The sequence below is a fragment of the Micromonospora wenchangensis genome, from assembly GCF_002210435.1.
Lineage (GTDB): Bacteria > Actinomycetota > Actinomycetes > Mycobacteriales > Micromonosporaceae > Micromonospora > Micromonospora wenchangensis.
Genome location: NZ_MZMV01000011.1, coordinates 15,402 through 28,268 on the forward strand (window position 1 = coordinate 15,402; position 12,867 = coordinate 28,268).

Here is a 12,867-nt window from a genome sequence, read left to right on the forward strand (position 1 = left end):
GACCAACCCGAGGTGATGACTGACGTTCCTGACGCCGGGATCGCCGGGGTGCGCACCCGGGTGGTGCTGGTCATCCTGTTCGACGGGGTGCAGCCGATCGACGTGGCCGGTCCGGTCGACGTGTTCACGTCGGCTACCCGCTTCGTGGGTGACGCGGACAGCCCGCCGTACGTCATCCGGACCGCCTCTCTCGATGGTGGGGCGGTCCGGGCCGCCGGTGGTCTGCGCCTCGTCCCGGACGGTGACCTGGGCGGCGTCGAGGATCCGGACCTGCTGGTGGTGCCGGGCGGGCCGGGCGTGGGAGACGTCGACGACCGGCTCGTCGCCTGGCTCGCCGAGCGTGCTCCCGGCATCCCGCGGGTGGTTTCGGTGTGCACCGGGGCCTACCTGCTGGCCAAGGCCGGTCTCCTGGACGGTCGCCGGGCCACCACCCACTGGGAGGCCTGCGGTTACCTGAGCGAGATGTTTCCCCGGGTGGCGTTCGACCCGGACGCCATCTTCGTCCGGGACGGGACGATCTCCACGTCGGCGGGGGCGACAGCCGGGGTCGACCTGGCCATGGCGCTGGTCGAGGAGGACTTCGGTCGTGCGGTGGCTCTGGGCATCGCCCGGCTGTTGGTGTGCTACCTGCGCCGGCCGGGCAATCAGGCCCAGCTCAGCGTCCAGCTCTCGACCCAGATCGCCCGGACCGATCCGCTGCGCGAGGTGCAGTACTGGGCCGCCGCGAACCTGGCGGCCGACCTGTCCGTCCCGGCGATGGCGGAGCGCGCCGGGCTGTCTCCGCGGCAGTTCGCCCGGGCGTTCGGGGAACAGGTTGGGATGCCGCCGGGCCGGTACGTGGACCTGATCCGGCTGGAGGCTGCCCAGCGCATGCTGACCGACACCACCGATGGTGTGCTCGGTATCGCTCACCGTTGCGGATATGGGTCGGCGGAGGCGATGCGCCGGGCGTTCCTGCGCGAACTCGACATTTCGCCGACCGAATACCGTCGCGCGTCGGCGAAGGAGTCGGTGATCCCCGACGGATCTTCGTCGATGGCAGATTTGTTGGCCGGTACGTCATAGGCGTGAGCGCGGGCCGCTTCTAAGCTTCCTGACATATGGCGAAATGAATATTTTCATGCCATTTTCAGCTTTCCGTGCATGCTTCATGACAGAGATGTGAGCTCGACGTGACTCTCGTTCCAGACCGGATTGTCCGTTCCACGCTGGCCATCGGCCTCGTCGTCGCGCTCGGCGCCTGCTCGGGGACGACGGTGCCGGACGCTCCGGTCGCATCGGCCGACGCGTCGGTCGCCGTCGGTCCCCGAACCACGTATCCGCTGACGATCGACAACTGCGGCCGCGAGGTCACGTTCTCCCAGGCGCCCCGCCGGGTCGTGCTGCTCAACGGCGCGTCCGTGGCCGAGGTCGAGTCGATGATCGCGCTCGGCGTCGAGGGAACCATCGTGGCCAACAGCCAGAGCTACGGCGTCTCCGACGACCCGACGATGGTCGAACGGATCAAGGCCATCCCGACCGGCGGATTGAAGCTGAACAAGAACTTCGAGGTCCCCCGCGAGCAGGTGATCGCCCAGTCACCCGATCTGGTGATCTCGACGTGGGCAGGCGGGTTCGACGACAAGATCGGCTCGATCACCCGCGACGAGCTCGGCAAGGCCGGCATCAACAGTTTCGTGTCCCCGTCGAACTGCGCCAACGGTGCGACCTCGCCCCGACCGCAGGACACGGCCACGTATGTGACGCGGTCGGTCGAGTCGTCGTACGAGCTGCTGAACCAACTCGGGGTCATCTTCGACGTTCAAGGCAAGGCGGCGCAGGTCGTGCAGGACTCGCGCACGGCGCTGGCCGCCATCCCGTCGCCGACCGGGGCACCCAAGCGGGTGCTGGCCGCCTATCCCAGTATGGGGTCGGCGATGGGTCTCAAGGTGCCTGCCGTGTTCGGCGGCGGCATCTTCGACGACATCATCACCCGGGCCGGCGGTGTCAACGCGTTCGGCGGCCTGACCGACCAGCAACTCACCGCACTCAACGTCGAGGCCCTCGCCGCGGCGAACGTAGAGGTGCTGGTGATCGGCCTGTACCAGCCGGACGACGACGCCAAGAAGTTCGCGGAGCAGCTGTTCGCGCAGTATCCGCAGTGGCCGGCGTCGAAGACCAAGACCTACACCTCGGTTTCCGACAGCTTCTACCTCGGACCGCTGAACGCGGTCGCGGTGAAGAAGATCAGCGATGCCGTCCACGCAGCGAACTGACCGCACCCGCCCGGAAGCGGCCCGTGCCCACCTCGTACCCGACAGAGCCGTTCCGCTGCTGATCGTGCTCCTGACCGTCGCGGTCGTGCTGGCCGCGGCGGTCGCGATCGCCGTCGGCACGGTACCGGTGCCGCTGGGCGACGTGGTCGCGGTGACCTGGGCGCACCTCACGCCGGGAGACACCGAGCGCAGCCTGCTCTACGACCAGATCGTGTGGGACTTCCGCGCGCCCCGGGTGCTGCTGGCAGGGGTCGCCGGCGCGGGTCTGAGCATCGCCGGAGTCTGTCTGCAGGCATTGGTGCGCAACCCGCTGGCCGATCCCTACCTGCTCGGCATCTCAGGAGGCGCCTCCATCGGCGCCGCCCTGGCGCTGAGCTTCGTGCCCGCGGCGATCGCCGGACTGGGTGTCTCCGGCGCGGCCTTCCTCGGGGCGGTGGTCAGCGTCGCCCTGGTCGTGGGGCTGGCACAGCGGGCCGGTCGGGTCGCGCCGGGCCGGCTGATCCTGGCCGGAGTGGCCGTCGCCTATCTGGGCAGTGCCGTCACCAGCTACATCCAACTGCAGGCCAACCCGGGCGAACTACGCGGCATCCTGTTCTGGGTGCTCGGCTCGGTCGCCGCCGCGTCCTGGCCGGACCTACCCGCACCCACCGCCGCCCTGCTGGTCTGCCTGCTCTGGCTGCTGGTTGACGGCCGCCGGTTGAACGCGCTGACGATGGGCGAGACGTCGGCGGCCGGGCTGGGGATCGACGTCAACCGGCTACGTCTCGGGCTGCTCGCGGTGGCGTCGCTGCTGACCGCGACGATCGTCAGCGTCGCGGGTGGGATCGGCTTCGTCGGCCTGCTGGTGCCGCACGCGGTCCGGCTGCTGGTCGGCCCCGACCATCGCCGGGTGATCCCGGTGTCGCTGCTGCTGGGGGCGGTCTTCCTGATCCTCGTCGACCTGTTGTCGCGCACCCTGGACCGGCCGAACGAGATGCCGATCGGCATCTTCACCGCCGTGCTCGGCGCGCCCTTCTTCCTGTGGCTGCTGCGCAGCCAGTCCGGGGCGGTGCGATGAGGGTCATGGCGACCGGCGTCTCGGTGACCATCGACGGCACGACCATCCTCGATGACGTCTCGTTCACCGCCGCCGACGGCCGGGTGACCGGACTGATCGGGCCGAACGGATCCGGCAAGAGCACACTGCTGCGCTGCCTGTACCGCATCATCCGGCCGCAGCAGGGCACCGTGCACATCGGCGATCACGACGTCTGGCAGGTCCCCGCCCGCCGGGCCGGCCAGTTACGGGCGGTGGTCGCCCAGGACCAGGAACTCGACAACGACTACACCGTCCGCGACATCGTCGCCATGGGACGGATCCCGCACCAGCGACTGCTCGAACGGGAGAGCACCACCGACCGCACCATCGTCGACGAGGCGCTGGTCCGCGCCCGCATCGAGTGGGCCGAGGGACGGCGTTTCGTCACGCTGTCCGGCGGCGAACGCCAGCGGGTCCTACTCGCCCGCGCGCTCGCCCAGAACACCCCGGTCCTGCTGCTCGACGAGCCGACCAACCACCTCGACATCGGCGCGCAACTGGAACTGCTCGAGTTGATCCGCGAACTCGGGCTCACCACCGTCGCCGCCCTGCACGACCTCGACCACGCGATGTCCTACTGCGACGCCGTCGTGCTGCTGCACCACGGCCGGGTCGTCGCGGCCGACGATCCCGTCACCGTGCTCACCCCGCAACGCCTGGCCGACGTCTTCGGCGTACGGGGAGCGACGACCACCCACCCACTCACCGGTCAGCCGCACCTGGTGTTCGCGGCGCCGTGTTCCGAACGGGAGATTTCCAGATGACCATGCAGAGCCCGCCCGGCGAGCCGGTTCCCGACGCCAGGCTCACCGCACCCCTCGAACCACCTGCGACCGGCACCATCACCGTGGCCGTCGTTCTCTCACCGCACGCGGAACTGGTCGACTTCGCCGGCCCGTGGGGCGTGTTCGAGTACGCCCGCCTCGACGACGGGCGTACCCCGTTCACGCTGACCACGGTGGCGGCTACGACGGACCCTGTCCCGATCTCCGGAGGCATGGTCGTCGTGCCCGGTCACGCCGTCGAAACAGTGCCGGCACCGGACATCGTGGTCGTCCCGGCCCTGGACACCGGCAGACTCGCCCCCGAGGTGCTGGACTGGCTGCGGCGTGTCCATCAGAACACCGCAGTGACCATGTCGGTCTGCAACGGATCGTTCGTACTCGGCCAGGCGGGCCTCCTCGACGGCCGGACCGCAACGGCCCACCACAGCGCCTACCAGGCACTCCAGGCCATGTTTCCCGCCCTCACCGTCGTCGCCGGGGTCCGCTACGTCGAGGACGGCCGGCTCGCCACCGCCGGCGGGCTCACCTCGGGCACCGACCTCGCCCTGCGGATCGTCGAACGCTACTTCGGGCGCGCCGTCGCGCAGCGCACCGCCACCTACCTCGAATACCAGGGCACGGGCTGGATGCACCCCGACAGTAACGCCGAGTTCACCGAGCCTGCGGCGGTAAACCCGGAACAGCCGGTGTGTCCGGTATGTCAGATGCCGGTATCCCCCGACACCCCGATCACCCTCGAAATGGACGGACGCACCTGGCACTTCTGCGGCGACTGGTGCCAGGAGCAATTCCGGGCGGCACCACAGCGCTTCGCCATCGCGGAGGGATCGTGACATGCAGGTCGCCATCGTCGTCTATCCCGGTTTCACGGCGCTCGACGTCCTCGGGCCGTACGAGGTTCTGGGTCGTCTGCCGGACACCGAAGTCGTGTTCGTCGCCGAGCGTCCGGGCTTGGTCGTGAACGACCTGGGCAGCCTGTCGGTCGACGCCGTCGCGACGTACGCCGACGTGTCCGAGCCGGACATCGTGCTGGTCGGCGGGGGAGCGGGCCAGCAGGACCAGATGGCCGACGACGGCCCGCTGATCGAGTGGCTGCGGGCCGTCGACCGGACCACCACATGGACGACGTCCGTCTGCACCGGCGCGTTCGTGCTGGCCGCCGCCGGACTGCTGACGGGCCGACGGGCGACGACCCACTGGGCCGGGCTCGACATGCTCACCGGCTTCGGGGTGACGCCCGTGAAGGACCGGGTGGTGATCGACGGCCACTACGCGACTGCGGCCGGCGTGTCCGCAGGCATCGACATGGCGCTGATCCTGGCCGGCCGGATCATGGGCGACGAGGCCGCACAGACCGTGCAGCTGATCATCGAGTACGCCCCGGAGCCGCCGTACCAGGCAGGTTCCGTGGACACCGCGCCACCGTCGGTAGTGGAGCGGGCCGGCCGCATGCTGTCGCCTTGACGGGTGCTCCGGTCCACCATGGACCGCCGAGTCTGCCGTCTGGTTCGGCGACACCCACCGCACCTTCACCCACGGCCAGGAACTTTCTCCTCCCGGCCGGCGACTGTTTGTACATTGACGGGTGTCGGGAGGTGCTCCTCATGAGGCGACGGGCAGTGCTGGCGGGTAGTGCGGCTGCGGGCGTGGGCACACTGATCGGCGCACAGCCGGCCGAGGCCACACGGGGTGGTGCCAAGGGTCCCCTGCGAGTTCGCATCGTCCTGTTCGACGGTGTCGAGGAGCAGGACTTCATCGCACCACAGGAAGTGTTCTCCCTGGCCGGCTGGTACAGCAGCAGAAAGATCGACACCAGCTACATGGTGCTTGGCAGGCCGCGCGTCATCACCGCCGCGTTCGGCACTCGCGTGACGGTCGACTGCGGCTGGCGGCCCGAGGAAGCGGATCTGATCGTCGTGCCCGGCGGCGGCCGTCCCGGAGAGCCCGGCATCTGGGCGGAGATCAACAGCGGGGCACTCCCGAAGGCGCTCGCCGCAGCACGCCGCCCGGGGCTCACCATCACCTCGCTCTGCACCGGCGCGATCATCCTGGCCGCCGCCGGTCTGGTCACCGGCCGTCCCTGCACCACCCACACGGTCGCCAAGAAGGAACTGGCCGCGCGCGGCGGTGTGGTCAAGAATGCGCGCGTGGTAGACGACGGCGATCTGGTCACCGCGGCCGGCATCACGTCCGGCTTGGATCTGGCGCTGCACCTCGTCGCGCGCGAACTCAACGCCGACGTCGCGGTCCAAGTCGAAGAGGCTCTTGAATACCAGGCACGGGGCACGGTCTGGACCAGGTAGGGCACCGGCGACGGTAGCGCCACCGTGTCATCGTCATCTTCCCAGCTGGATCATCAACGTCAGGGGGCTGGGGAGGGTATGGCACCCGGCTGATCCCCGGCAGTTATACCCGCTCAAATCAACAGGGTGCGCCAGTAGAACCAGAACTGCTCGCCGATGAGGGCGACGATGATGACGTACCAGACGGTGAGGACGACGGTGTGATACCGGAGGAGCACAGCCCCCCGGGAATTGAACAACTGCTCGCGATGGACGTTGTGCAAGGTGACATACCAGAAGATCGCGATGGTGACGACCCACACCACCATGCAGTACGGACACAACGCGCCGATACGGTAGAGGCTCTGGAAGATCAGCCAGTGCACGAACCCGATACCGAACGTCGCGCCGAGTTGCAGGCCGAGCCAGAACCAGCGCGGTAGTCGGGCGCCGGCCAGGACCGCGACACCGATGGTGGTCACCGCGCTGAACCCGACGATGCCGATCAGAGGGTTGGGGAAACCGAACGCGGTCGCCTGCGGCGTGGTCATCACCGAGCCGCAGGACAGGATCGGGTTGATGCTGCAACTGGGCCGATAGCTCGGATCGGTCAGAAGGTTGATCTTCTCGATGGTCAGGGTCAGCGCTGCGGCGCTACCGATCGCACCGCATACGGCCAGCACCCAGCCGATGATGCGCGCCGCGAACGGCGCCGTCGGGTCCGCTGGGACGACCGCCGGGCCGGGAGCGGTCGTGACCTGCCCGCTCATCCGGCGAGCGCTGCGTCGACGGCGGCCTTGAGCCCGGCGTACGTGGCCTGCCCGTCGAAGCGCTGGCCATTGATGAAGAACGACGGGGTGCTCTGGACCCCGGCGGCGGTTCCGTCGCTCTGGTCGTCACGGATACGGGCCGCGGTGCCCGGGTCGTCGCGGTCGGCGCGGAACTTCGCCAGGTCGAGGCCAAGCTGCTGGGCGTAGCCCTCGAAGACGACCGACTGGTCCTGCTGCTGCCCGCCCCACGTGGACTGGTTCTCGAACAGCTTTACGTACATCTGCTCGAACTTGTCCTGTCGCGCGGCGGCCTCGGCGGCGCGGGCGGCGTTCTGTGCGTTGGCGTGCTGGGTCAGCGGGAAGTTCCGGACCACATAGGTGATCTTGCCAGCGTACTCCTGGCGGAGTCTCTCCACGCCAGGGAACGCCTGTCCGCAGGACGGGCACTCGAAATCGAGGAATTCGACGATGGTTACCTTGCCGTCCTCGGCGGCGGTGAGCCGGTGGCTATCCGCCCTCACCACCCGGTCGCCAGCTGCCTGCCGAGCTTTGTCACTGCTGTTCTGGACGAAGACGAACAGCCCGGCGAGTCCGGCGAGCACGATCGCCAACAGCCCGAAAGTGATCTTGGTGTTGGTGCTCACACATCGGGCGCGCATCGCCTTGGCAGCCTTGTCAGACGCCTTCCTGCTGCGCTCTGCTCCGGAACCGCCAGTCCTGCCGCCGTCGGCGGTCGGCCTTGCGGGCCGGTTGCGCTTCTTGGACATCCGTGGACCTTCCACCCGAGGCTTCGTCGCACTGCCGCCTTCGGGCGGGTGCTGACTTATTGGTCGTTCGAGACCCTGCTGGAGTTCCGGCTCGTGCGACGACCGGTCAGATCCGGATGGCCGTCGACAGAGTCGGGAGGGCGCCGGAGTCCGTGTCCAGCTCGAAGGACAGCCGCCAGACGTGACCGGGGGTAAGGGCCACGTGTCCGATCGCGGTTTGAGCGGTCAGCGCCAGAACCTCGACGTCGGTCCGCAGCTCGGGAGCGGTGGCGTCCACAGCGGTGGCCGCCCAGCCGCGGATCTCGTCGGCGGGGCCGCCGTCGTTGGTCCAGCAGAGGTGCAGGAGGGGAGACGCGGTGTCGCGCTGCAACCACACGTGCAGAGTGTGGCCGTCCCCGCTGATCGCCACCGACTGACGCTTGGGACAGAACGCGCGGTCACGGGCTGCCTGCGCGGTGACCGGTGGCACCGTCACCGCGGCGATCAGCGTGAGTGCGAGGGCGGACACCGCGAGCACGGCTGGCCATCGCTGGTGCCGCTGCGGCCCGGTGAGCGCCTCGTGACGCCCACGGGCACGAGGCGCGCAGCTGAGGACATGACCGAGATCCTGAGTCTTCCCCGTGGTGTAGCCGGCCGTCCGGTGACTCAGCCGCAGACCCGGGCCATGTCGCCGCCCGTGACCGCGTACCGCCCTGGTCGCTGGTGCGGTCACCTGCCGTCGACGAGTCGTCGGGTGTCGAGGGTCGGGGAAGCAGCGGGCCGGGCCGGTTGCGGCGTGGTCAGGCTCCGCGCACTGACCAGGCGACGATGGCACCTCGGTCTCCACGGAGGTGTCTCCGGATAGATCAGGAACACGTCGCCCGGCCGTCAGGAGCAGCCAGACCGTCACGGCCAGACCCACCGCCAGGATGTGTACGCCCGTCATCCGGTACCCCCCGCCACGCCCCGGTACGGCATGCGCCGCCCGCTGGTGGGGTAGTCGCACCGCCGACCCCGCTGGTTCCCGACAACCGGCACGCACCACCGGTCTCGCCGCCCTGACCAGAGGCGACGTCCGGCGAACTGATCACGGCAACGGGGGTGACCAGCCGGCATCGGACTGGGCGTGCTGCTGGCCCACCAGACGCGGGGTTCGGCCGCCCGTTCGGCGGACGAACGGCCGAACCCTGTCAGTGCGTCAGCTGCCGGCTGGCGCGGGGGAGGTGGGGACCACGGCTGGACGGCGTCGTCGCGACACCGCGCCCACGACGACGTCGATGACGAGGAACGCGAGCAGGGTGATCCCGAACAGGGGCAGCGCCCAACCGATTGCCACGGTCACCGGTACGCCGATGAGCAGGACCCACAGCGGCATGCCGCGGACCCCGCCACGGGGCGGCGGGGTGCCGGCGAGGGCGCGTCGGTCGGCGCGGGTGGGTCGGCGTTGCCACCACATGCGGTAGCCCCAGACGATGACGCAGAGCAGCCCGAGCGCCAGCGCCGCGAGCAGGATCTGGTTGACCGGGCCGAACAGGATACCCATGTGGGCCTGGATACCGAGGCCACTGAGTTTCGCCAGCAGCGGCCAGTCGGCGAAGTCGCTGCGGGCGGTGACCTGACCGCCGGCCGGGTCGACGGCGACGCGGTCCTTGGCGACTGGCCAGGTGTTGTCGACCTGCGTGACCGTCCAGGCCGAGCCCGCCTCGGCAGCCGGGGCGATCTCGACCGGGCCGTCCAGGCCGGCCGTACGGGCGGCCGCCACCACCCGATCGAAAGCAGCCGACTCGACCACTCCGCCTGCACCGCTGGCCTCGTGGTGGCCGCCGCCGGTCTCGGCCGGCTCGTCCGGGACGGTGGTGAGGCTGGTCGAGATCTCCGGGGCGCGGGCGCTGAGCGCGTCGAGGCCGGCACCGAAGTTCGCCCCGGCATAGCGGGACCAGGTGAGCCCGGTGGCCGAGAGGAACAGCAGGCCGACGGTGAGCCAGATGCCGGTGGTGGCGTGCCAGCCCCGGGTACGGCGGACACCCTTGCCGGCGGACAGGTCCGGTACGAGCAGGTGCCGGGCGGTGGCCCGGGAGGCGCTGCGTCGACGCCACCACAGGATCACCCCGCCGAGCGCGAGGACCCACAGCCAGCTCGCGGCCAGCTCGGAGTAGTGCCGGCCCACCACGCCCAGGTGCAGGTTACGATGCAGGTCGTCCAGCCAGGTGGTGGCCGGGGTCGAGCCGAACCAGGTGGTCAGCTGGCCCTGGACCTGCGCGGTGTACGGGTCGACGTAGACGGTGTGCTGCTTGTCGCCGAGCTCTGGCAGGGCGAACGTCACCCGGGTGGTCCGGTCACCCTCGCCGGGCTGCACGGTGGTGATGCTGCCCTCCGGGTGGGCGTTGCGGGCGGCACCGACCTGGTCGGCCAGTGGCAGCGGACGGTCACCCACCTGAGCGACGGTCAGTTGGTCGCTGTAGAGGATGCTGTCCAGTTGCGGGGTGGTGGTGTAGGCCAGCCCGGTCAGGGCGGCGACCACCAGGAACGGGGCGACGAGGATACCGGCGTAGAAGTGCAGCCGTAGCAGCAGCGCACCGAACGGTGACGTTCGTCGGGCCGGTCGGGCAGGTGTTTCGGTGGCTGTGGCGGGTTCCGGCGTCGACCCGCCGGACAGTTCGGTGAGAGACATGTTCTTCCGATCGGCATTGGCGAGAAGCACCCCCGCCAGGGGGTGCTTCTCCTGCTGGCATGGTCGCCCGGTGGTTCGTTGCGTTGCTCCGGCTTGGTGAGGTAGTCGGAACGCAAGCCCTCGAGGTTCCCGAGAATTTCTCGGACGGCACCAGGCCGCAGCGTTGTCAGTGCTGGTCGGACCCGGTCGCGCGCCGCGCGCCACTGTCGGCCTGTCCGGACGCGGCGAGGAACGCGTTGTAGCGGGCGAGGTCGTCCTCCTCGCCGGTTGCGTCCGCCCGGTCGGCCGCCCGGTCGAGGCGGACCTGCTCGCGCACATCGGCGCGGATCCACTGGCGAACAAGAATAATCATGACGACGACGGCAGGTAGCTCGCCGAAGGCCCAGGCGATGCCGGCACCGAGGTTCTGGTCGGCCAGCAGCGACGACGCCCAGGCGGGGTGGACGGCGATGTACCAGTCGGGGGCGATGACGGTGGTGGTCTGCATGAGGACCAGGCCGAAGAAGCCGTGGGCCATCATCGACGCGAGGTGGATGATCACCAGCAGGGGATGGGGGAGCCGTCGGCGACCGGGGTCGACACCGATGAGCACCCAGAACAGCAGGTAGCCGGCGACCACGAAGTGGGTGAGCATCGCCAGGTGACCGAGGTGGGAGCGCATCAGCACGCCGAGTAGGTCGCTGAAGTACAGACCGAACAGGCTGCCGGTGTAGATGCCGAGCGCGACGAGTGGGTGGGTGAGCAGCTTGGTGACGCGGCTGTGCACGGCGATCAGCAGCCACTCCCGGGCGCCGCGTACCTGTGGGTCGGCCGGTCGGCGCAGGGCACGCAGGGCGAGGGTGACCGGTGCGCCGCCGACCAGCAGGATCGGCACCAGCATCGACAGCACCATGTGTTGGGCCATGTGTGCGCTGAACAGCACGTACGCGTAGCGGGCCACACCGAGGTTGGTCGTCGCGGCGAGCAACAGCAACCCGCCCACCCAACTCGCCGTCCGGGCGAGAGGCCACCGGTGCCCGGCGACGTGCATCCGGCGTACCCCGGCCAGGTACCCGCCGACGCCGACAGCGCAGAGGGTCAGGAAGAACATGTCCGGCAGCGGCTGCCCGAGCAGGTTGCCCGCCGTGGGTGCGGCAGGCATCGGGAAGCCGAGCAACTCGGTGATCGGGTCGGCGTCGATGCCGGACACCGGGACGGGGGTGGGGCTGCGCGACAGTGCCACGGCAAGGCCCACGGTGGCGGCGAACACGATCAGTTCACCGGCGGCCAGTCGGGTGAACGCCCATCGACTGCCGGCGCGCAACGCCGGCAGGGTACGGCAGCGGTGTGCCGCGCCGAGCACGCCGAGGATCAGCAGGGCGGCGACCTTGCCGAGGACCAGCCAGCCGTAGCGGGACTGCCAGAGCTGGTCGACCGTGCCGAGGCGGACGGCGGCGTTGGCCAGCCCGCTCACCGTCACGGCGACGATGCAGCCCAGTGCCAGGCGGCTGTACCGGGCAGCGGCCTCGGCCAGCATTCGGCTGCGCCGCACCATCAGCAGGGCGACGAGTCCACCGATCCACACCGCGGCGGCGAGGATGTGCAGGGCCAGGCTGGTGACCGCGATCTGGTGGTTACCGGCTCCGGCGGCGTGGCCGGTGAAAGCCGGAGGTAGCACCGCGATCAGGGCCAGGATCGTGACCGTCGCGGCGAGCCCTCGGGACACCCCGGCACGGGCCAGCAGCGCCACGGTCAGGGCCAGCCCAGCCTGCAGCACGAGGGACTGGCCCTGCGAGATCATGGTGGCGAAACTGACGACCGTCGCGGGCTTGAGCGTTTCCAGCGGCTGGCCGAGCAGGTCTGAGACCGTCAGCACCATCAGCGACAGCGCCGCCACCGCCCAGCCGAGCGCGGTGAGGCTCGCTCGCCGTAGCAGCAGGTAGCCGTGGGGCGAGACGGTGCGCCCGTCGCCGGGCAGCAGGAATGCGGAGGTCACCAGCATGCCGACGGTGACGGTGGCGAGGCCGTCACCGAGGAGCCGGACCACCGGTAGCGCCCAGGTCGTGGCTGGTCCCGCATCGGGTAGGCCTGGAATCACGGCGGCGAGGGCACCCCCGACCCGCAGGCCCGACAGCAGCACAGCGATCCCCGAGGCGCAGGCGGTGACAACAAGGAACCAGTCGTAGGCCGTCGATGCGGTGGACCGGAACCGGCTGGCGGATGTCGCCGCCGGCACCGGGATGGTGGTAGCGGAGCCGTCGGCGGCGACCTGCCGGGAATCTGTGTCGGACACGTGGTGAC

General features: G+C 69.8%; 12 protein-coding genes. 7 read left to right on the forward strand and 5 right to left on the reverse strand.

Annotated elements, in window-relative coordinates:
- Positions 1-15: 15 nt before the first annotated feature.
- The 7 genes from B5D80_RS08745 to B5D80_RS08775 all read left to right on the forward strand — a co-directional run bounded on the left by B5D80_RS08745 (position 16) and on the right by B5D80_RS08775 (position 6,421).
- Positions 16-1,065: a GlxA family transcriptional regulator gene (locus tag B5D80_RS08745; RefSeq protein WP_211291438.1), complete on the forward strand. Its 1,050-nt coding sequence runs from the start codon at positions 16-18 to the stop codon at positions 1,063-1,065.
- A gap of 191 nt (positions 1,066-1,256) precedes the next feature.
- Positions 1,257-2,255: an ABC transporter substrate-binding protein gene (locus B5D80_RS08750; RefSeq protein ID WP_211291439.1), complete on the forward strand. Its 999-nt coding sequence runs from the start codon at positions 1,257-1,259 to the stop codon at positions 2,253-2,255.
- Positions 2,256-2,319: 64 nt separating this feature from the next.
- The gene (locus tag B5D80_RS08755) at positions 2,320-3,312 is read left to right on the forward strand and encodes a FecCD family ABC transporter permease (RefSeq protein WP_204923512.1); all 993 of its coding nucleotides are present in this window, start codon (positions 2,320-2,322) and stop codon (positions 3,310-3,312) included.
- 5 nt (positions 3,313-3,317) lie between these two features.
- Positions 3,318-4,097, forward strand: a complete 780-nt coding sequence (locus B5D80_RS08760) for an ABC transporter ATP-binding protein (protein WP_245854353.1) — start codon at positions 3,318-3,320, stop codon at positions 4,095-4,097.
- Complete coding sequence (locus B5D80_RS08765; RefSeq protein ID WP_088643306.1) at positions 4,094-4,951, forward strand: AraC family transcriptional regulator; 858 nt, start codon at positions 4,094-4,096, stop codon at positions 4,949-4,951. Before B5D80_RS08760 ends, B5D80_RS08765 begins: the two co-directional genes overlap by 4 nt.
- Position 4,952: 1 nt before the next feature.
- On the forward strand, positions 4,953-5,582 hold the full coding sequence (locus B5D80_RS08770; protein ID WP_088643307.1) for a DJ-1/PfpI family protein: 630 nt from the start codon (positions 4,953-4,955) through the stop codon (positions 5,580-5,582).
- A 182-nt stretch (positions 5,583-5,764) separates the two neighbouring features.
- The gene (locus tag B5D80_RS08775; RefSeq protein ID WP_245854356.1) at positions 5,765-6,421 is read left to right on the forward strand and encodes a DJ-1/PfpI family protein; all 657 of its coding nucleotides are present in this window, start codon (positions 5,765-5,767) and stop codon (positions 6,419-6,421) included.
- 113 nt (positions 6,422-6,534) lie between these two features.
- On the opposite strand, the gene B5D80_RS08780 is transcribed toward B5D80_RS08775, so the two are convergent.
- The 5 genes from B5D80_RS08780 to B5D80_RS08800 all read right to left on the reverse strand — a co-directional run bounded on the left by B5D80_RS08780 (position 6,535) and on the right by B5D80_RS08800 (position 12,859).
- A complete protein-coding gene (locus tag B5D80_RS08780; protein ID WP_088643308.1) occupies positions 6,535-7,170 on the reverse strand; it encodes a vitamin K epoxide reductase family protein in 636 nt (211 codons plus the stop codon).
- Entirely contained in the window at positions 7,167-7,937 is a 771-nt protein-coding gene (locus B5D80_RS08785) for a DsbA family protein (RefSeq protein ID WP_245854358.1), read from the reverse strand. The genes B5D80_RS08780 and B5D80_RS08785 overlap by 4 nt, the downstream gene beginning before the upstream one ends.
- A gap of 106 nt (positions 7,938-8,043) precedes the next feature.
- Positions 8,044-8,454: a hypothetical protein gene (locus tag B5D80_RS08790; protein ID WP_088643310.1), complete on the reverse strand. Its 411-nt coding sequence runs from the start codon at positions 8,452-8,454 to the stop codon at positions 8,044-8,046.
- A 660-nt stretch (positions 8,455-9,114) separates the two neighbouring features.
- Entirely contained in the window at positions 9,115-10,587 is a 1,473-nt protein-coding gene (locus tag B5D80_RS08795) for a PepSY-associated TM helix domain-containing protein (protein ID WP_088643311.1), read from the reverse strand.
- Between the two features lie 166 nt (positions 10,588-10,753).
- On the reverse strand, positions 10,754-12,859 hold the full coding sequence (locus B5D80_RS08800; protein WP_245854360.1) for a bifunctional copper resistance protein CopD/cytochrome c oxidase assembly protein: 2,106 nt from the start codon (positions 12,857-12,859) through the stop codon (positions 10,754-10,756).
- Positions 12,860-12,867 lie beyond the last annotated feature (8 nt).

Bases quoted from the DNA above. Each gene is read 5' to 3' on its own strand.
- B5D80_RS08745 (WP_211291438.1), top strand. From the start codon at position 16: ATGACTGACGTTCCTGACGCCGGGATCGCCGGGGTGCGCACCCGGGTG.
- B5D80_RS08760 (WP_245854353.1), top strand. From the start codon at position 3,318: ATGGCGACCGGCGTCTCGGTGACCATCGACGGCACGACCATCCTCGAT.
- B5D80_RS08765 (WP_088643306.1), top strand. From the start codon at position 4,094: ATGACCATGCAGAGCCCGCCCGGCGAGCCGGTTCCCGACGCCAGGCTC.
- B5D80_RS08770 (WP_088643307.1), top strand. From the start codon at position 4,953: ATGCAGGTCGCCATCGTCGTCTATCCCGGTTTCACGGCGCTCGACGTC.
- B5D80_RS08780 (WP_088643308.1), bottom strand. From the start codon at position 7,170: ATGAGCGGGCAGGTCACGACCGCTCCCGGCCCGGCGGTCGTCCCAGCG.
- B5D80_RS08785 (WP_245854358.1), bottom strand. From the start codon at position 7,937: ATGTCCAAGAAGCGCAACCGGCCCGCAAGGCCGACCGCCGACGGCGGC.
- B5D80_RS08795 (WP_088643311.1), bottom strand. From the start codon at position 10,587: ATGTCTCTCACCGAACTGTCCGGCGGGTCGACGCCGGAACCCGCCACA.